Genomic DNA, 17,180 nt, shown 5'->3' with positions numbered 1-17,180 from the left:
CATGACGGCCCAGCCGCCCGCCATGACGCGCCCGGCTGTGCCCCGCACGTCTCGACGGTTCCACGAGAGGTGCACACACAACTTCGGCGACCCCGGCTCGGTCACCGGGGGATCACATTATGCTCTGGTGAGTTCGCGGATGTACTCGCCGAGCGATCGCGGCGGCCGACTGAGGATGGTCCGAAGGACCAGGTCGTTGCCGCCTCTGAACCCGTGGGTGTCGTAGTGGACGTTCATGCGTCCAAGCCCCTCAAGCAGCGGTCCCTGGGGCACCGCGGCTCGGGCGAGCCAGGTGTCTGGGTCGACACGTTCGGCTCGGACCGGGGTGCCGAGCTGGGTGGCGAGCAGCCCGGCGATGGTGTTGGTGTCGGTCATCGGGGAGGCGGCGAGCTCGAAGGTCCCGTTGTCCAGCGACGACTCGGTGGCGGCGATCGCGACGACCTCGGCCACGTCTCGCAGGTCGACGTAGGTCAGCGGCGCGGTCGTCGCGTAAGGGAATGCGATGACCCCGCTGCTGGCGGCGTCGCGCAGCCCGGCCAGGTTCTGCATGAACATTGCCGGTTGGAGCACGGTGAAGGTAAGCCCCGAGGCATACAGCGCCTCCTCGACGGCTCGTTTGGCGGAGTGGTTGGTCAGCGACAGCGACGGGTGGTAGGCGCCGGAGAAGACGAACTTGGTGACCCCGGATGCGCGGGCGGCTCGGACCATGTTCACCCCGAGGCCGGCCTCGTCCGGTGCGAAGGCGGGGTTCAGGTGGAAGACCGCGTCCACCCCGTGCATCGCTCGGCGCAGGCTGGCGGGGTCGCGCAGATCCCCGATGCTGCTCTCCTGAGCCCCTGCCTCCCGCGCCAGTGCCGCCCGATCCCTGTTGCGGGTCAGGGCTCGCACCGTGGCGCCCCGGGCGAGCAGCTCGGGCAGGACATGACCGGCGTTACGTCCGGTCGCTCCGGTCATCAATATGCGCATCTCCGCTCCTCTGTGTGGCTGGGCTGCTTGGCACGTCTGCTGGGCGTCCGTAGGTGCCGCTCGCCGCTACGCGGTTGGCTCATGGGGGCTCCTGGGCTCATTGTGGCTCGGCCTCACGCTCCTCGCCCGCCTTGTTTTCGGCGCGGTCCGCGGTCGCCGCGCCGTCCCTGCCGTCCTTCTGCTCCGGGTCCGGGCCGCTGGTCTCGTTCTCCGGGGGCAGGTTCTCGATGGCGTACTGCGGTCCGAGCTCGATGGCGATGTCGAGGGCTCGCCGGGTCTCGGCCTCGGTCTGGTCCGGGGGGGAGGTGCGGTCGGGCAGGGGCTGGCCCCAGCGGGTGAAGTACTCCTCGAGCCCGGGTGGGGTGACCATGCACAGCACTCGTGCCGGGGCGTCGCCGGCGTTGTGGAAGAAGTGCGGGGCTCGGGCGGGCACGTTGATGGTCTCGCCGGCCCTGATGGTGTGCTTCTCGCCGCGGAAGGTCATCTCGAACTCGCCGTCGAGGACGTGGAACATCTCCTCGAAGTCGTGGCGGTGCGGGGGCGGTCCGCCCCCGGGAGGGATGTGCATGTCGATCAGTGCGTAGCGGCCGGCGGTGTCGGCGCCGGTGAGGAGGATGGTGTAGTTGTCCCCGACCACGCCGAGGTGGGGCAGCGAGGCGTCGGTCTCGGGGCGGCGAACGGCCAGAGTCCGCTGCGGGTCATCAGGTGCCACCGGGGGGACGGTGCTGTGTTGGGCGGCGCGGCGGGTGAGCTTGATGACGGGAAGCTGGCGGGGCGCCTTGTCCTGGTAGGCGGCGAACGCCGGGGCGCGTTCGACGAACCGGGCGAATGCCGTGTCGCGGGCATCGCCCTTAAGCTCGGTCGCGGTGACGGGGACCCGTTCGGCGCTGCCGCCGATGACCGCTTGGATCTCGATGTCGGCGTTGGCCCGGAGGTTGGCTACCCACGCCGGGTCGTGGGGGGCTCCCATGGCCGACCCGACGACGAGCCAGTCCTCGCCGTCGCGTAGCGACATTGCCGGGTTGGTGCGCGGCGTGCCGGTCTTGGCGCCGATGGTGTGCAGCAGCACCAGGCTGGTGCCGAAGCCGGCAGAGTCGACTCGTCCGTTGTTGGCGTTGAACTCCTCGATGATGCGTTCGTTAAAATTTGTCATGAATGTCTCCGTTCGAGGTTGGCAGCACCGCTCGGGGGGTCGCGGCTGCTGGAGAGGTTGCTGTGGCTAACGCTGGGTCAGCGCGTAGGGGTGTGGTCAGTTCATGAACATGCCGCCGTCGACGTTGAGGGTCTGTCCGGTGACGAATTCGGCGTCGGGGGATGCGAGGAAGAAGACCGGGCCCACCAGGTCGGTGGCGTGCTGGTCGCGCTTGAGCGCGCGGCCGTTGCGCTGGGACTCGATCAGGGCCGGGTCGAACGAGGCCTTGACCGGGCCGGTGAGGGTGAGGCCGGGGGTCAACAGGTTCACGGTGATGCCGTCGGTGCCGACCTCGCGAGCGAGGCTGCGGGTGAAACCGACGAGTCCGGATTTCGCGGTGACGTAGTGCACCTGGCCGGGGACGCCGGGGAACATCGAGGCGGAACCGAAGTTGATGATGCGTCCCCAGCCGCGTCCGCGCATGTGGGGGAGCAGGGCGTGGGTGACGAGGTAGTAACCGGTCAGGTTGATGTCGATGACCCGGCGCCAGGTGTCGGCGTCGGTGTCCTCGAAGGTGTCGAAGGGGAAGAACCCCGCGCAGTTGATGAGGATGTCGAGGCCGCCGACCTCGGCGACCGCCTCGGACAGTCGGGCCACGTCGTCCTCGGCGGCGATGCTGCCGGCGAGGGTGAGCAGCCGCGCACCTGGCGCGGCGGCGATCTCGGCCAGGTCCGCCCGCAGTGTGGTGAGGGCCTCGGGTGAGAGGTCAGTGGCGAGGACGGTGTCTCCGTTGCGGAGGAACCTGGCGACCAGCTCGGCGCCGACACCGCCGGCGGCACCGGTGATGAGGACCGTGCGACCGGACCTGCGACCGGACCCGTGACCGGACTCGTGACCGATGCGGTCCTCCTGCGCGCTCCGGGTGGCGGGGTCGTCGACCGTGGTCTGGGTGGTGTTGGGGGTAGTCATGATGATGTCTCCGTCTCACATATTGTCGGGATCTGGGGTGGGGCCGCGGTGCGGCTGGTGCGACTGGTGCGACGCCGGTGTGCCCGGGGGTGGGTGGCGTTCGCGGTGGGGCCGGGCCTCGGGGGCTGTGGGTCAGGCGGTTGCTTCGCGTTCGAGGTCTCCGTGCATGGTGGGGTAGTCGGTGTAGCCGGCGGCGTCGCCGCCGTAGGCCTTGGTCATGTCGGGCTGCGCGAGCGGCGCGTGGGTGCGCAGGCGCTCGGGCAGGTCGGGGTTGGCGATGAACAGCGATCCGAACGAGACCAGGTCGCTGTCGCCGTCCTCGACCAGGCGCAGGTGCTCGGGGCCGGTTCGCGAGCCCGGCGTGGACGGGTTGAGGACGAACACGCCGCGCCAGGCCTGCCGCAGGTCCTGGGTGAACTGTGGGTCGGTGGACTCCAAGACGTGCAGGTAGGCGAGTCCGAGGGGGTCCAGGGCGGTCAGCACCCGGGGATAGGTCTGGCGGTAGTCGTCCTCGGTGATGTCGTTGAGGGGGTTGCCGGGCGAGATCCGCAGGGCCGTGCGCTCAGCGCCGATGGTCTCGGCGACGGCGCGGGTGGTCTCGATGATCATCCGGGTGCGGTTCTCGACCGATCCGCCCCACTTGTCGGTGCGCTGGTTGGCGTTGGTGGACAAGAACTGGTGCAGCAGGTAGCCGTTGGCGCCGTGGAGCTCCACGCCGTCGAAGCCGGCGTCGATGGCGTTGGCGGCGGCGTCGGCGAAGTCGGTGATCGTCTGGGTGATGCCGGCGTCGGTCAGGGCCACCGGTGTCACGAAGTCTTGAAGCCCTGAAGCGGTGAAGATCTGTCCCTGTGCCGCGATGGGGGAGGGGCCGACAGGGGTCGCCGGAGTCTTCCGGGTCTCGAGGGGGGCTTGGGATGCCCGGGCCGTGGCGGACCCGGCGACTGCCTCAGGGTGGTAGGCCTCGGCGTAGTTGGTGGGGTGTCCCACGCGGCCGGTGTGCATCAGCTGGGCGAAGATGACACCGCCTCGGGCGTGCACGGCGTCGGTGACTTGTCGCCACGCCGCGATCTGCGTCCGGTTGTGCAACCCGGGAGTGCTGGGGTAGCCCTGTCCGATCGGGTTGGGCTGGATGCCTTCGGTCACGATGAGGCCGGCGCCGGCGCGCTGGGCGTAGTAGGTCGCCATCAGGGGGTTCGGGCTCGCGGCGGGGCCGTGCGCGCGGCTGCGGGTCATCGGCGACATGACGATCCGGTTGCGTAGCCGGGTGCGGCCGAGCTGGATGGGGTTGAAGGGGGAAGCCATGTGATCTCCTTGTTTGGTTGGCCGAACAATTAACAACTCGATCTTGGGGTATGACTCTCAGAGTTTCAAGTGCCTGCGATGAGGTTGACCTCGCGGATGCGCTCTGACCTGGCCAAATGTCCTGCAAATGAACGACTCGCAGCGCATCGCCTCGGTGGTCGAAGCGTGGCGTTGTACGGTGGAGGCACTCGCACTAGTTGACCAAACACCTACCCGACCGGAGGCAAGTACGTGAGTGAGATCCTCGCCCACAACAAGACGGCGCCCGTCTCGACGCACAACTCCACGCAGGACTCCACGCAGGACTCGACGCAGGACTCGACGCAGGACTCGACGCAGGACTCGACGCAGGACTCGACGCAGGACTCGACGCAGGACTCGACGCAGGACTCGACGCAGGACACAACGCAGGAGTCGTGGCGCGACGTCGCGCATGTTCTCGTCGATGTCGGCGGTGCACAGATCGGGTCGTACGTGGCGGGCGACGGCCCGCCGGTGGTGTTGCTGCACGGCTGGCCGCAGACATCATCGGCATGGCGTCAAGTCGCCCCCGCGCTCGTGGCCGCGGGGTACACCGTCGTTGCCCCAGACCTCCCCGGGGTCGGTTCGTCGGGTGAGCTCGCCTCCGGCTATGGCAAGGACGACCAGGCGACCGCCCTGCGGCAGGTCCTCTACCACCTCGGGCTCGACGGGCCGGTGCGGCTCGTCGGCCACGACATCGGCGGGATGATCGCCTTCTCCTGGGCACGCCAGTTCCCCGATGAGGTCGCGCGCCTCGCGTTGGTCGACCTTGCCATTCCCGGTCTCGGTCTGGAGCAGGCGATGGACGTGGCTCGGGGTGGGAGGTGGCACTTCGGTTTCTTCATGGCCGAGGCCGTGCCCGAGTTCCTGATCGACGGGCACGAGGAGCAGTTCTTCGCGCACTGGTTCGCCACGCTGGCCGCGAGCCAACGGGCGTTCCCGCCCGACGTCATCGCGGAGACGACGGCTGCCTACCGCGGCAGCGACGCGCTACGCCGCGGGTTCGGCCACTACCGGACCCTGCTCACCGACGGGCAGGCTAACGCGGACTGGCTCACCTCCGGCGGGCAACTCCCCATGCCAGTCGCCGCCATCGGTGGCGAACACGCCGTCGGTGACCGGCTGGCTCAGGCCGTCCACCGTGCCGCCCCCCACGTCGAGGCCGTCGTGGTCGCCGGCGCCGGCCACTTCGTCGCCGAGGAACAGCCACAGACGTTCCTCGCCCACCTCATCCCGTTCCTGCGATGACCACGCCGCAGCCCTCTCACGCCCGATGGTGTCGATCGCACCACGACCAGAACAGACCAGAGCCACCCCCGTGCGCACGGTGACCCGCAAGAATTAGCTCGCTCGACGGGTTGTCTCGACGGGTTCGCTCGACGGGCCCGGTCATCTCGGGTGCCTCGCCGAGCCCACCTCCCCTGACGCACAGGGGTCGCCGACCAGTCGTCCGAGCCCTAATGGCTCGGCGCGCCGAGAAGTGAAACGCTGTCACACCCCGATCGAAAGGTGCCCAGGTGGACTGCGCCGAGTTCCGCAGCGTCTTTTCAGCCCTGCAGGATCTGTGCTGGCTGGCCACGCCATCCATGGCCCCGGCCGCGGCACCAGTGGTCGCCGCGATGCAGGAGGCCGTGAACACCTGGTCGGCCGGGGACCTCACCTGGCCCGGGTACGACGAGTTCGCGCAACGGACCCGGTCACAACTGATCAGCCTGACCGGCATTACCGCCGGCACCGGCACCGGCACCGGCACCGGCACCGGCACCGGCACCAGCACCAGCACCGGCATCAGGACCGGTACCGGCGGCACCGGGGACTGTCCGGCAAACGGTGTAACCGGCCTGACACGCCAACGCTGGTTGGCGAGGAAGGTCTGTGATGACCGAGACACTGGCGACTGTGTCGCCTGAAGATGATGACAGCGCTGACCATGTCGATGATCACGAGCGGGTTCGGCCGGCGGAACAGCCCGCGGCGGTGATGTCCGAGCGAGCCGCGGTAGCGCAGCTGGTCCGTGCCGCCCGGGCGCGTGGTGAGGACCTGACCGGCCCGGACGGACTGCTGAAGCTGTTGACCAAGACCGTGCTGGAGACCGCGCTCGATGAGGAGATGAGCGAGCACCTGGGCTATGACAAGCACGCGGTCGAGGGCCGTGATGGTGGTAACTCCCGCAACGGCACCCGGGCCAAGACGGTGCTGACCGACAACGTCGGCCCGGTCACGATCGAGGTCCCACGGGACCGGGACGGCAGCTTCGAACCGGTCATCGTCAAGAAGCGACAACGCCGCCTGGGTGACGTCGACACCGTCGTGCTGTCGTTGTACGCCAAGGGCCTGACCACTGGTGAGATCAGCGCGCACTTCGCCGAGGTCTACGGCGCCTCGCTGTCCAAGGACCGCATCTCGGTGATCACCGACCGCGTCATCGACGAGATGAGCGAGTGGTGCGCCCGGCCGCTGCTGCCGGTCTACGCGGCGATCTTCATCGACGCGATCTACGTCAAGGTCCGTGACGGCCAGGTCGGCAACCGGCCCTTCTACGCCGCGATCGGGGTCGACCTGCAGGGTCGGCGCGACGTGCTCGGGCTATGGGCCGGCACCGCCGGGCACGGGGAGTCAGCGAAGTTCTGGATGAGCGTGCTGGCCGAGATCAAGAACCGTGGCGTGGCCGATGTGTTCTTCATCGTGTGCGACGGACTGAAGGGGCTGCCGGACTCAGCGAACGCGGTGTTCCCGCTGGCCACGGTCCAGACCTGCATCATCCACCTGATCCGCGGGTCCGTCCGGTACGCCTCCAAGAAGTACTGGGAGGCGATGGCCAAGGACCTGCGCCCGATCTACACCGCACCGTCGCAGGAGGCGGCGTGGGCGGCGTTCGAGCAGTTCGAGGAGACCTGGGCGGCGATGTATCCCGCGATCTCACGGCTGTGGCGTGATGCGTGGGAGCAGTTCGTGCCGTTCCTGGACTACGACGTGGAGATCCGCCGAGTTCTGTGCTCCACCAACGGGATCGAGTCCTTGAACGCCCGCTACCGGCGCGCGGTCACCGCCAAGGGCCACTTCCCAACCGAGCAGGCCGCGCTCAAGACGCTCTACCTGGTGACCCGGTCCCTGGACCCCAAGGGCACCGGTCAGGCACGCTGGACCATGCGCTGGAAGCCGGCCCTGAACGCGTTCGCCGTGACCTTCGCCGACCGCATGCCCGCGGCCGAGAACCTGTAACCAAGTACGCCGGTTACACCGATAACCGGACAGTCCCCGAGCAGGGGACTGCTGCACGGATAGGTGACACCTGACCTGTGACGCTGGGGAGCGTCGCTGGAAGGGTGAGCACCATGCCCAAGGCGTACCCAAGGAGTTCCGTGAGGACGTGATCCGGGTGGCCCGGAACCGTGAGGACGGGACAACGGTCAAGCAGATCGTGGCGGATTTCGGGATCAGTGAGTCGTGCCTGACGACTGGGTGTTGAACGCCGATGTCGAGGACGGGACCGACCCGGCGTCTCTTCGTCGGAGTCGGGTGAGTTGCGGGAGCTGCGGCAACACCCCTTCTCCTGCTGGACCAGGAGAAGGGGTGTTGGTAAGAACGCTGTCACCAGCCGCCATAGAGCATCGGTCCCGCAGCCCCGGGCTCCAGGACTGGCGTTCAGTTCTCGATGTGATGGCCGGGCGAGAGCACGCGCAACACCGGATGCGGGTGGGCGGTCCGGGGACGTGATCGGCAGATGTCCCGGTCGCCCGGTGCGCATCACGACGGTGCGGAGCTGCGATCGCCCGGCCAACGCCTCGCACGATAGCGAGCACCCGTGACGCCGGTGAAAATGTTCTGATCGAACGCCCGAAGTGGGTCGAGTCCGATCCGACGGCCGAAGACCCGGCGCCCCAGACCTGCTGGTGGCGGGCGGCGAAGGGCACCCTGCCCTCATCCTTCCATGTGCCCCTCGTCGAACGTATGAGCGATGCCGACACTCAGCAACACCAACTTCGTCGCGCACTGACCGGTGTCGGGACTGACCGACAAACGGTGTCAGAGCTGACGGACGTAGCCAACCGATGCCACGGCCCTGGCCGGGCTCCAGTTTGCGAACCTCACGACCCGTCACGGAGACCTCGACATCTCGTTCCAACCCACGGGCACCGCTGGCTACGACGACCTGGTCCGGAGTGCCGCCACCCGTTATGTCGGCGACGTCCAGATCCAGGTGGCCAGCCTGGAGGACATCATCCGGTCTAAGAGCGCCGCGGCGCGGCCAAAGGACGAGCGGGCCCTGCCGGAGCTGGAGGACCTGCTGCACGCAGCTGACCGTGACCCGGGTCCCGGACCGGTGCGGGGAACTACTCCCGAACGCCGCGAGCCACCCACGTCCCCGGGGCGGTTCCCCGGCGGCCCACGTCCCTGACCGCCCGGGCACGGCATCCGCCTTCAGGAGTCATCAGGAACCTGGACTCCCAGAGGAGACACGATGACCGACCAGATCCCGACCGGACCGAATTACTACCCCGCCGTCCTGGACCTCCCACCGCGTGAGGCGCTGCACCTGGGCGTCGAGGGCACCGACCCGCAGGCGAATGTCAACCGCCGTGTCCGAGCCGAGCACATCATCGACCAGGCCCACGACGTGGCTGAGCGCGCGTATGACAACGCCCGCTGGCCTGACGAGCCTGAGGTGCCGGAGCCACTCATGGCGCAGGTGCTCGCGCGCAACGACGGCGACATGACCCGAGCCGTCCAGGATCCCGGGACCGTGGGGTACCTCCAGGACCGAATGGGTCTGAAGCAGCAGATCGTCCCCGTCTATGACGACTGGTCCGACGAGCCGCAGCCGATCTTCGGCCCGCAACCAGATCATCGACCCCCTGGACGACCCGGTCCAGATGAACGACCTGCGCGAGGCGGTCAACACGCTGCGTGCCGACGTGGGCGTGGGCCCGATCGACGAGGCTCACCTGCGCGTCGCCGCCGGCGTGGACCGGGTTGAGGCCCCAGCCCTGGAGGAGCTGGTCGAGGCCCGGTCGGTTTCAGGAACGCCGGGGGCGGCGGCCGAACGTGTTGACCCACCCAACACACAGCCGGCCGCTGCCGGCCGCGGCGTTCCGTTCTAGACGGCGCACCGCTGGGGATCGTCCACCTTGAGCGATGCGCGTCCCCGTCCCCGTCCGGCTGACCACCAGCCATGCGCCATTGCCTTCGGGAGGACACAGGCCCACCGCGTGGCCTTCCCCAGCACGAACGGAGCACGAACCGTGCACAGCCCTGAGAACCAGAACCAGACCGATACGCAGATGCGCGAGCACCTGCAGTCCGCCGAGGACGAGCTCGATGACTTGCTGCGGCGGTTCCTGCAGGAGCAGGCCGCGAGCAGCGAGGAACGAGGATGAGCATCGCCGCCACCAAGGTGTCCAGTGACCTCCGCGGCGCGCACGGCGAGCTGCGTTCGGCCGCCAAGATGATCGAGGAGCTCAGGGATTCCGTCCGGTCCGTCCGGCGCCTTCTGGGGGACGCGACATCTGACAACTCCAAGACCCGCATCGTCGAGGACCCCATCGCCAGTGGGTATATGCGCAACGTGGCCCAGCGCATGGAACAGATAGCGGGCCGAGCAGGCTTGACCGAGGCGATGGGCAAGGACTGACTATGTCAAGGCGAACTGGCCCCAGCCTGACGGCTCGATGTGGCCCCGCCCTACGCCGAGCGCGGTTCGGGCGATGACCGTCGTAGAGGAAGGTGCCCGGTAGTTTCGAACGTCGCAACCTCCGGATGGAGGGTCAGCTGAACCACGCCCGATCCGGGCCTGCCGCTCCCAGACAGACCCGCGCGGAGGCGCGCCGAATCGCCGTAGACGTAGATCATGCGGCCCTCGGCTTCACGCCGAGGGCCGCATGGAGTAGTGCACAGTTCGTTCGATCGTCGATGTACGCCCGTTCAATCTAGATGCGCGTCCTGGCGCTGCCGGTTCACCCAGTTAGGGATGCGCTTTGCGTGCCGCTGACTGGAGTGTGTTCGCAGTGACGGTGCCAAACTTCTTCGATGTGAAGGCCGCGCCGGCCTGGGCGGGTTTGAAGATTCCCTCGTCACCACCGATAATCGAGGCCCGACCGTCAGGGTAAGCCTCCACGAACAAGAGATACTCCTTGTTCGGCTCCACGTCTTCCATGCCCTCTATCGACTCATCGAGCTTCCCTGGCCGGCTCAGGTTGATCGTCTGACCCACCCGAAGGTCCCCGGCGAGAACCTCGGTAACCGTGCTCGGGCGAAGGGTAATGGGGATCTCACCCCCGGTCGCGGTCCCGGCGGGTTGCAAGGTCGACTCGCGGACTGTGGATGACACTTTGAACCGGGCGATCACCGGGGAGGCTGACGCCAGCTCGTCTATTGACGCGTATGACGGGTAGTCCGCGTGAATTTCGTCGGATCCACCGTGGCCGCCCGACGAGCACGCTGTCAGAGCGAGAACCGCACACACGACCACCGCGCGGGTTCCTCGACGGCTTAGTTGCATCGCTTCACCTCACCGATGTCGTAGCCGGCCGGCCCGTAGACCACGTCCCGGTTGCGGCTGTGCTTCATGATGGAGTTGTAGATGGTCGACGGGTTGTCTCCCATCCGGAGGGCGTGCCCGAACTCGTGCGATGAAGTGCTCGTGACCCACCGTCGATCGTCTGTCGCGGCCGGCCCAATCGTGCGAATGTTCAGTTTCGCACTGAACGTGATCCCATTTCCGTTGTATAGGCCGTACCAGTTGTCGGCGTACGACTCCATGCGGATCGTGTTGTAACGCTCCGATTCGTTGCGGTAGATGAAGACGCCGGTGCCCTGCGATCTCGTGGCATTCCACTGGTTGATGGCGTAGGAAACGGCATCCGCCCAGTATGAGGATCCGAGGTAGGACCCCTCGAAGTTGACGTTGAAGGACGTCGCCACACCGGGTGTGTAGCAGACGGCGAATGCGGGCGAGGTGCTGAGGACGGTCGTCGAGCCGAAGAAGGCTGCGCCGACGAGGAACGTTGCTGTGGGTTTACGAAGTCGTGCCAACTTGAACCACCCCTGTCTGTGGCGGAGCCGCCGACAGAGCCTCCGCGCTGGCGAAAGTGTCTCGCCAGCGTCGAGTGGCGTCAATAGGGACGAGAAGCTCAGCCCTGTGCTTGCCCTCGGCTGTTGGCGAGGCGGTAGGAGTGGGTGCCGGTTTCGATGATGGTGCCGTGGTAGGTGAGGCGGTCGACGATCGCGGCGCACAGGCGGGGGTCGGTGAAGGTGTCGGTCCAGCCGGAGAAGGACTGGTTGGAGGCGATGGCGATGCTGTTCTTCTCTTCGCGTTCGGTGAGGACTTGGAACAGGAGCTCGGCTCCGCGGCGGTCGAGCTCCATGTAGCCGAGCTCGTCGATGATGAGCAGGTCGACGCGGCCGTAGCGGGCGATGGTCTTGGCCAGGACCTTCTCGTCGGCGGCTTCGACGAGCTCGTTCACCAGCCTTGTGGCGAGGGTGTAGCGGACGCGGTGGCCTTGCTCGGCGGCGGCGGTGCCCAGGCCGATGAGGAGGTGGGACTTGCCGGTGCCGGAGTCGCCGATCAGGCACAGTGGTTCGCCTTTGCGGATCCAGTCGCCTTTGGCGAGCTCGTGCACGGTGGCGGGGTTGATCGCGGTGTTGGCGTCGAAGTCGAAGTCGCCGAGCCATTTGTCGCGGGGGAACTGGGCGGCCTTGACCCGGCGCACAGAGGAGCGGCGGTCGCGGTCGTCGACCTCGGCCAGCAGCAGCTCGGCCAGGAATCCTTGGTAGGTCAGCTGTTCCTTGGTCGCGACGGCGAGGGCTTCGTCGACCAGCGCCCGGATGGTGGGCAGCCGCAGCCGGCGGCAGGCCTGGTCGATCGCGGCGACGGCGGCTTCCTCGGTCAGGCCGCGTCGGCGGCGCAGCGTGGGGGTGATCGTGGTCGCGGGTGCGGTCGGTGCCATCAGCTGGTGCTCGCTTCCTGGGCGGTGTCGGTGGTGCGGGCGGCCCGGCGTGGGAGCAGCTCGTCGTAGGCGGCCACGGACGGGATCGGGCGGGTGTCCGGTGGGAGGCCGGCGATGACCGAGGCCGGGTCGGTCAGCCGGCGCTGGGTCAGGGAGACAACGCGTTGCTCGGGCGTACCGGTGCGAGCAGCCGGGTGACGGCCGCCGGTGGCCCCACCCCCACCGCCGGCGGCAGCGGCAGTCGCACCGGTAGTCGTGGCGTGGCGTCGGGCCTCGACCGCGACGACGTCGGCGGTGACCGCGCCCACGGACAGGGCGGCGCTGATCCCGGCAGTGACATCGGCGGCTGTGAGGGAGCGGTGCAGCAGCAGGACCTCGACCAGCTCCCGGGTACCGTCAGCGTCACCGTTGACCTTGCGGGAGGCCGCCCAGAACGCCTCGTGCGCGGAGGTGAACACCCCAGCGGCGCGGGCCTGGGCCAGCGCGGTCGAGCCGGGTAGCGCGCCGGGTTTGTGCCGCAGCACCTCCAGGTAGTGATCCAGGACCACGACGTGCCCGGTACGGGCCGCAACCCTGGGGTGGACCGCGACCACGGCCCGGTCTTCGAACACGACCACCTCGGAGGCACGCAGCGAGACCCGGACCCGGTGGCCGATCAGGTGCGCCGGGACGGAGTACTTCACCATCCGCACGGTGATCATGCTCGAGCGGTCCACCCGCGGCCGCAGTACCAGCCCGGGGTCGAACCGTTCAACGGGCAACGGCCGCAACAGGTCTCGTTCGGTGGCGAAGTCCTGCCCGATCGTGTTCGCGTGGCCGGTGATGCGCCGGTCCTCATCGGCGGCCTCCCAGACCCGGATGCGCTCGTTCAGCTCATCCAGCGAGGTCACCTGCGGCATCGGGGTCAGGTGGTTGCGGCGGAACCAGCCGACCGCGCCCTCGACGCCGCCCTTCTCGTGCGCGCCCTCGATCCCGGGCTGGCAGTAGAACGCGTCGAAGCCGTAGTGCGACCGGAACAACACCCACCGATCCGACTCCTGCCGGGCGCGGCCGGGGCCGTGGATGACCTTGGACACCGCCGAGGTGAGGTTGTCGTACTTGATGTGCCGGACCGGGATCCCGCCGATCGCCTCGAACGCTTCCACGTGCCCTTGCAGGAACGCCTCCTGCGCCTGGGTCGGGTAGACCCGGTGGATCGCCTTGCCCGAGTGCGCCAACCAGAGCACGAACATGTAGCACTTGGTGCGGACCCCGTCGATGACCACCCACACCTCGCCGAAGTCGACCTCCGCCTCGGCACCGGGCGCGTGCTCCTGCGCGATGAACGCCTCGACCCGTCGGCCGCCCTCCAGGTCGATCTGTGCGCGGCGGACGCGCACATAGTCCCGCACCGTGGAGTACGACAGCCCGCACGCGTCGTGCTCCTCGACCAGCCGGGCCAGGATCCTGGTCGCGGTATGCCGCTGCTTCCGTGGTGCGTCCAGGTCCGAGCGCAGCATCCCGTCGATGACGTCCTTGAACGGGTCCAACCGGGGCGAGGCCCGCACCGGCCGTTTCCGCGGCGGCGGCTCAGCAGACTCCAGCGCCAACCGCACCGTGCGCCGGTGCACCCCATGCCGGCGCGCGAGCTCACGGATCGAGACCTCCTCGACCCTCGCGTCCCGACGAATCGCAGCGAACAGCTCCACCCGTGATCCCATCCCAACCCCGATCCCTCGAAAGCCTTCGATGGGCCAAGGCTGAGGTGGGGCCAGATCAAACCGTCACAACCACCCCGGCGCGTCGCCAGTGGGGCCAGAACAGACCGTCACAGTGGGGCCAGAACAACCTGTCAAAGTCAAAGGACCTTGGCGGCTACCTACACGAGGCGACCAGGAGAGTCGACCAGGCCAAGAGCACCCTCGACACCTTCGAGCGCGGCAGCACCGCGGACCCGAGACTCGCAGCACGAGCACGCGCCCGCCTGGACGGACTGAGTGACCTTCTCGATATGGCGCAGCCCGCGGCCGCGAATGTCGCTGGGCATCTTTCGGCGGTGAAGCACATCGCCGAGCAACGAGTGGATGCGAACACCTCGCTGGCATCACGGGTGAGCGTTGACCACGGGCTCGGGGCTGCCACGGATGTGCTCGCCCGTGCAGAGACCAACCTGCATCAGCTCGATGATCTGGTGGCCCGAGGCGACCGCGGTGCCCAGCGGTCACTGAACGAGGCCATGGAAGCTACCCGGAACGCGGGCCAGCGAATGTCGACCCGGCACAAAGACGCCGCCGACGGCCCGACGCCACTGCCGGCCGGGCCCCACCGATAGTGACGAAGCGGAGCCATATCCATGGGCGAAACGGGCCGCGACATCGACGACCTCGAGGCGATGGCTAGAGCCGACACCCGGGCGCAAGACCCGTCCTGCCCCGCGTTCCATTGGCACTCCGTGGTGGAAGCACGCGGGTGGGAGCAGCCGCGCCTCGACGGCGGCAACGGCGGCCATCTGGACGGGTTTCTGCGAGTCGCGACAACTCACCGCGATCACTCGTGCGGCCCAGCGGGACGCCTTGCGTAAGGGCCCGGATCCCGGCGCCGCCGGCCGGGCACCGAGAAGGTAGCAAGTCCCCGCTGGCCACCAGGGAGGCGGCAGAACCTTCAGGAGGGCATCAGACCTGACGGAGGCGCCGTATGGGCTACCGCACCAAGGCCGATGAAGTGGCCTACCAGCGTGACCGATCCCACGGACGCCCGCGGTACGTGTCGGCGGATCCGGCGCGCCAGAAACTGCAGCGACTGCTTGAGGCGGACGTGTCCGTACGGGCGCTGGCCCGCAGTAGCGGTCTCAGCGCCCCAGCACTTCAGGCGATCGCCAACGGCGAACGGACCAAGATCCAGCGACGCACGGCGACCATCGTCGCTCAGCTGGCGCTGAGCGGCATCTACGAGCAGCAACCTGCCGGACACGTACCGAAGGTCGGAGCGGTGCGGCGGGTGCATGCACTCATGGCTCTGGGCTGGACGCGTGAGCAGATCAGCCAAGCTGGGGCGCCGAGCGTCGGGCGGGTGATCAACAGTCCCGGAAGCCAGATCACGGCCCAGAAGTGGCGGCAGATCCGGGATGTCTACGACCAGCTCAGCATGACGCCAGGGCCCTCCCCCGAGACCAGAGGCTGGGCACGCAGCCGGGGTTACCCACCGCCGCTGGCCTGGGACGACGGCACTATCGACGATCCGCAGGCGCGGCCCCTGCTGGCGCCGGCGGCAGTGGGCGGCGAAGCTCTTGACACCGTCGCCGTCGATCGCGCTATCGCCAGCACCGGGGTCGCGGCCAACCAGACGCAGGCAGAACGGGTTGCGGTTGTGCGAGGCATGGCGGCCGGCGGCGCCAGTGACCGGCGGATCGGTCAGCACCTCGACGTCGTCGACCGCACCATCCTTCGCACCCGTCAGCGGTATGGCATCCCAAGCGCACAGCGCACCCGCAAGACCGGTGAGGAGCACGACTGGGACTGCCAAGAGGCTCGTTCAGTCACGAGCGGATCAGGTGCAGCGGGACCCGGCACCGTCAGCCCGGCCCTATCGACCACGGCGTCGGCAGGTGGGAGTGCAGCTCGTCGCGCAGACCTTCGGCCCACCGTGCCGGATCGCGCGGCCTCAACGCCTCGACGATGAGGGCCTGGCCGGCGTCATCGACGTCCCGACTGGCCCGCAGGACAGCGTTCAGGCACGCTGCCACGTTCCGTGCCGCGATCAGGTCGGCGTACCGGATGGACACCAACCCGCCGCTGTCCCGAGCACCTGCGACCAGCGCGGTCAGTCGCGACCGTAGCTCGCGCAACCAGGCCTGCCCCTCGCCCGGATCGCGCAGCTGCTCAGCGTCCGCGTGGTAGGCGGCCACGCTCATCGTGAGGAGCCCCAACGTCATGGGCTGCAAGTACACCTCCGACAGGTGGTCGCCGGCGTACAACCCGTGCAGCACATCGGCCGCAGTCACGGTCCCGGTGACCAAGCCAGCTTGTAAGGGCATCGGCTCTTCAGGGTCGTACACGTTGGAGCGGCGGTCGTAGTTCTCCGAGTCGGGCGGCAGCGACATGCTCACCACTGCTCCACGCCCGCGTGCAGCCGCGCGTCGTTCGCATCAGACAGGTCAAGCCCGTAGCCGACCACGTCCAACCCGAACGCGACCCGCTGATCAGCACGGCCCCCGTCTACGTCGGCGACGTACGTGATCACAGTCTTCTTCGCCATCGTGTTTCCCTCCCGTTGTAACGGTGAGGCTCCCAAGGAGCCCGGTCGCCAAACCTGCAGTCAGGATTCCCACAAGGCGCAGCGACCAGGTGCGCTGGCTGGGGGGCTCGTAGTCCTCGTGCTCGCACTGACACATCCGCCTGGTCGCCTCCTCTCTGATGTCCAGGCTCTCAGAGACCACCGCCACGGAGGGGTTTGCCGCGGCGCTCATGACGCCGCCCGGTGGTCGAGGTCGGCCAGGGTGAAGGACACGTCGACGGCCGCGGACGCGGTCACGCTGTGCACGTCGACAACCGTCGTCCGCGCGCACTGTGAGCAACCTGTGAGGCGTGACCGCTAGCGGACCACCCTCGACCTTCAGGAGTGCACCCAACGAAAGGACGCTCATGAGTGATGCAGCAGCTGCCGAGGAAGAGGCCCAGGACCAAGGTCTGGAGATTCAGGCAGGACGCCGTTCGGCCACCATCGGCGCTGAGGCGGCCGCCGACGACCAGGAGCGCATCGCGGTCGAGGAGGACAATGCGGGCGGCCTCCATGGGGCGGAGCAGGCCGAGGCGGCGTCCTGGGCGTATGACGACCCCGCAAGCGGGTACGGTCCGCGCCGCTGACCC

19 protein-coding genes are annotated in these 17,180 nt (G+C 68.2%); 9 read left to right on the top strand and 10 right to left on the bottom strand.

What is annotated here, in order from left to right; translation table 11 throughout:
* Window positions 1-117 precede the first annotated feature (117 nt).
* From VV01_RS21390 to VV01_RS21375, 4 genes are all read right to left on the bottom strand, one after another.
* Window positions 118-966, bottom strand: coding sequence for an SDR family oxidoreductase (locus VV01_RS21390; protein WP_050672106.1), 849 nt, complete (start codon window positions 964-966; stop codon window positions 118-120).
* A 97-nt stretch (window positions 967-1,063) separates the two neighbouring features.
* Window positions 1,064-2,119, bottom strand: a complete 1,056-nt coding sequence (locus VV01_RS24135) for a nitroreductase/quinone reductase family protein (protein WP_071606619.1) — start codon at window positions 2,117-2,119, stop codon at window positions 1,064-1,066.
* A gap of 96 nt (window positions 2,120-2,215) precedes the next feature.
* Window positions 2,216-3,067 carry an SDR family NAD(P)-dependent oxidoreductase gene (locus tag VV01_RS21380; protein WP_050672105.1) on the bottom strand — a complete coding sequence of 284 codons (852 nt, stop codon included), beginning with the start codon at window positions 3,065-3,067 and terminating at the stop codon, window positions 2,216-2,218.
* A gap of 132 nt (window positions 3,068-3,199) precedes the next feature.
* Window positions 3,200-4,369 (bottom strand): alkene reductase, encoded by a 1,170-nt coding sequence (locus tag VV01_RS21375; RefSeq protein ID WP_050672104.1) that lies wholly within the window; start codon window positions 4,367-4,369, stop codon window positions 3,200-3,202.
* A gap of 231 nt (window positions 4,370-4,600) precedes the next feature.
* Here VV01_RS21375 and VV01_RS21370 point away from each other — a divergent pair, with 231 nt between their 5' ends.
* From VV01_RS21370 to VV01_RS21345, 6 genes are all read left to right on the top strand, one after another.
* Complete coding sequence (locus VV01_RS21370) at window positions 4,601-5,638, top strand: alpha/beta fold hydrolase (protein ID WP_050672103.1); 1,038 nt, start codon at window positions 4,601-4,603, stop codon at window positions 5,636-5,638.
* A gap of 269 nt (window positions 5,639-5,907) precedes the next feature.
* Window positions 5,908-6,300, top strand: coding sequence for a hypothetical protein (locus VV01_RS21365; protein WP_050672102.1), 393 nt, complete (start codon window positions 5,908-5,910; stop codon window positions 6,298-6,300).
* Between the two features lie 70 nt (window positions 6,301-6,370).
* Window positions 6,371-7,612, top strand: coding sequence for an IS256 family transposase (locus VV01_RS21360; protein WP_050672101.1), 1,242 nt, complete (start codon window positions 6,371-6,373; stop codon window positions 7,610-7,612).
* Window positions 7,613-9,186: 1,574 nt separating this feature from the next.
* Window positions 9,187-9,492, top strand: coding sequence for a hypothetical protein (locus tag VV01_RS21350; RefSeq protein ID WP_157509208.1), 306 nt, complete (start codon window positions 9,187-9,189; stop codon window positions 9,490-9,492).
* Between the two features lie 141 nt (window positions 9,493-9,633).
* A complete protein-coding gene (locus VV01_RS24705; protein WP_269431155.1) occupies window positions 9,634-9,768 on the top strand; it encodes a hypothetical protein in 135 nt (44 codons plus the stop codon).
* Window positions 9,765-10,022: a hypothetical protein gene (locus tag VV01_RS21345; protein ID WP_050672098.1), complete on the top strand. Its 258-nt coding sequence runs from the start codon at window positions 9,765-9,767 to the stop codon at window positions 10,020-10,022. Before VV01_RS24705 ends, VV01_RS21345 begins: the two co-directional genes overlap by 4 nt.
* A 330-nt stretch (window positions 10,023-10,352) precedes the next feature.
* On the opposite strand, the gene VV01_RS21340 is transcribed toward VV01_RS21345, so the two are convergent.
* The 4 genes from VV01_RS21340 to istA all read right to left on the bottom strand — a co-directional run bounded on the left by VV01_RS21340 (window position 10,353) and on the right by istA (window position 14,036).
* Complete coding sequence (locus tag VV01_RS21340) at window positions 10,353-10,736, bottom strand: type 2 periplasmic-binding domain-containing protein (RefSeq protein ID WP_050672097.1); 384 nt, start codon at window positions 10,734-10,736, stop codon at window positions 10,353-10,355.
* Between the two features lie 143 nt (window positions 10,737-10,879).
* The gene (locus VV01_RS21335; RefSeq protein ID WP_050672096.1) at window positions 10,880-11,422 is read right to left on the bottom strand and encodes a zinc metalloprotease; all 543 of its coding nucleotides are present in this window, start codon (window positions 11,420-11,422) and stop codon (window positions 10,880-10,882) included.
* Between the two features lie 98 nt (window positions 11,423-11,520).
* Window positions 11,521-12,336, bottom strand: coding sequence for an IS21-like element helper ATPase IstB (istB, locus tag VV01_RS21330; protein ID WP_050672095.1), 816 nt, complete (start codon window positions 12,334-12,336; stop codon window positions 11,521-11,523).
* Complete coding sequence (gene istA / locus VV01_RS21325) at window positions 12,336-14,036, bottom strand: IS21 family transposase (RefSeq protein WP_050672094.1); 1,701 nt, start codon at window positions 14,034-14,036, stop codon at window positions 12,336-12,338. Before istA ends, istB begins: the two co-directional genes overlap by 1 nt.
* Window positions 14,037-14,326: 290 nt before the next feature.
* Between istA and VV01_RS23595 the strand changes: the two genes are divergently transcribed.
* Window positions 14,327-14,647, top strand: coding sequence for a hypothetical protein (locus tag VV01_RS23595; protein WP_157509207.1), 321 nt, complete (start codon window positions 14,327-14,329; stop codon window positions 14,645-14,647).
* Window positions 14,648-15,009: 362 nt separating this feature from the next.
* A complete protein-coding gene (locus VV01_RS23590; RefSeq protein WP_157509205.1) occupies window positions 15,010-15,993 on the top strand; it encodes a hypothetical protein in 984 nt (327 codons plus the stop codon).
* Here the strand turns inward: VV01_RS23590 and VV01_RS21320 are convergent.
* Both VV01_RS21320 and VV01_RS22625 read right to left on the bottom strand, forming a co-directional pair.
* A complete protein-coding gene (locus tag VV01_RS21320) occupies window positions 15,887-16,414 on the bottom strand; it encodes a hypothetical protein (RefSeq protein ID WP_157509203.1) in 528 nt (175 codons plus the stop codon). The two genes, VV01_RS23590 and VV01_RS21320, sit on opposite strands and share 107 nt — an antisense overlap.
* A 2-nt stretch (window positions 16,415-16,416) precedes the next feature.
* On the bottom strand, window positions 16,417-16,569 hold the full coding sequence (locus tag VV01_RS22625) for an Lsr2 dimerization domain-containing protein (protein ID WP_082221278.1): 153 nt from the start codon (window positions 16,567-16,569) through the stop codon (window positions 16,417-16,419).
* A gap of 386 nt (window positions 16,570-16,955) precedes the next feature.
* On the opposite strand from VV01_RS22625, the gene VV01_RS21315 reads away from it, so the two are divergent.
* On the top strand, window positions 16,956-17,177 hold the full coding sequence (locus VV01_RS21315) for a hypothetical protein (protein WP_050672092.1): 222 nt from the start codon (window positions 16,956-16,958) through the stop codon (window positions 17,175-17,177).
* The last annotated feature ends 3 nt before the right edge of the window (window positions 17,178-17,180 follow it).

The sequence above is a fragment of the Luteipulveratus halotolerans genome (genome assembly GCF_001247745.1).
GTDB classification, from domain to species: Bacteria; Actinomycetota; Actinomycetes; order Actinomycetales; family Dermatophilaceae; genus Luteipulveratus; species Luteipulveratus halotolerans.
This window is presented reverse-complemented; position numbering and strand designations above follow the sequence as displayed.

Coding starts and splice junctions, on each gene's coding strand:
- VV01_RS21380 (WP_050672105.1), bottom strand. CDS start 3,067: ATGACTACCCCCAACACCACCCAGACCACGGTCGACGACCCCGCCACC.
- VV01_RS23595 (WP_157509207.1), top strand. CDS start 14,327: ATGGCGCAGCCCGCGGCCGCGAATGTCGCTGGGCATCTTTCGGCGGTG.
- VV01_RS21320 (WP_157509203.1), bottom strand. CDS start 16,414: ATGTCGCTGCCGCCCGACTCGGAGAACTACGACCGCCGCTCCAACGTG.
- VV01_RS21350 (WP_157509208.1), top strand. CDS start 9,187: ATGACGACTGGTCCGACGAGCCGCAGCCGATCTTCGGCCCGCAACCAG.
- istA (WP_050672094.1), bottom strand. CDS start 14,036: ATGGGATCACGGGTGGAGCTGTTCGCTGCGATTCGTCGGGACGCGAGG.
- istB (WP_050672095.1), bottom strand. CDS start 12,336: ATGGCACCGACCGCACCCGCGACCACGATCACCCCCACGCTGCGCCGC.
- VV01_RS22625 (WP_082221278.1), bottom strand. CDS start 16,569: ATGGCGAAGAAGACTGTGATCACGTACGTCGCCGACGTAGACGGGGGC.
- VV01_RS21345 (WP_050672098.1), top strand. CDS start 9,765: ATGAGCATCGCCGCCACCAAGGTGTCCAGTGACCTCCGCGGCGCGCAC.
- VV01_RS21375 (WP_050672104.1), bottom strand. CDS start 4,369: ATGGCTTCCCCCTTCAACCCCATCCAGCTCGGCCGCACCCGGCTACGC.
- VV01_RS21315 (WP_050672092.1), top strand. CDS start 16,956: ATGAGTGATGCAGCAGCTGCCGAGGAAGAGGCCCAGGACCAAGGTCTG.
- VV01_RS24135 (WP_071606619.1), bottom strand. CDS start 2,119: ATGACAAATTTTAACGAACGCATCATCGAGGAGTTCAACGCCAACAAC.
- VV01_RS21360 (WP_050672101.1), top strand. CDS start 6,371: ATGTCCGAGCGAGCCGCGGTAGCGCAGCTGGTCCGTGCCGCCCGGGCG.
- VV01_RS21390 (WP_050672106.1), bottom strand. CDS start 966: ATGCGCATATTGATGACCGGAGCGACCGGACGTAACGCCGGTCATGTC.
- VV01_RS23590 (WP_157509205.1), top strand. CDS start 15,010: ATGGGCTACCGCACCAAGGCCGATGAAGTGGCCTACCAGCGTGACCGA.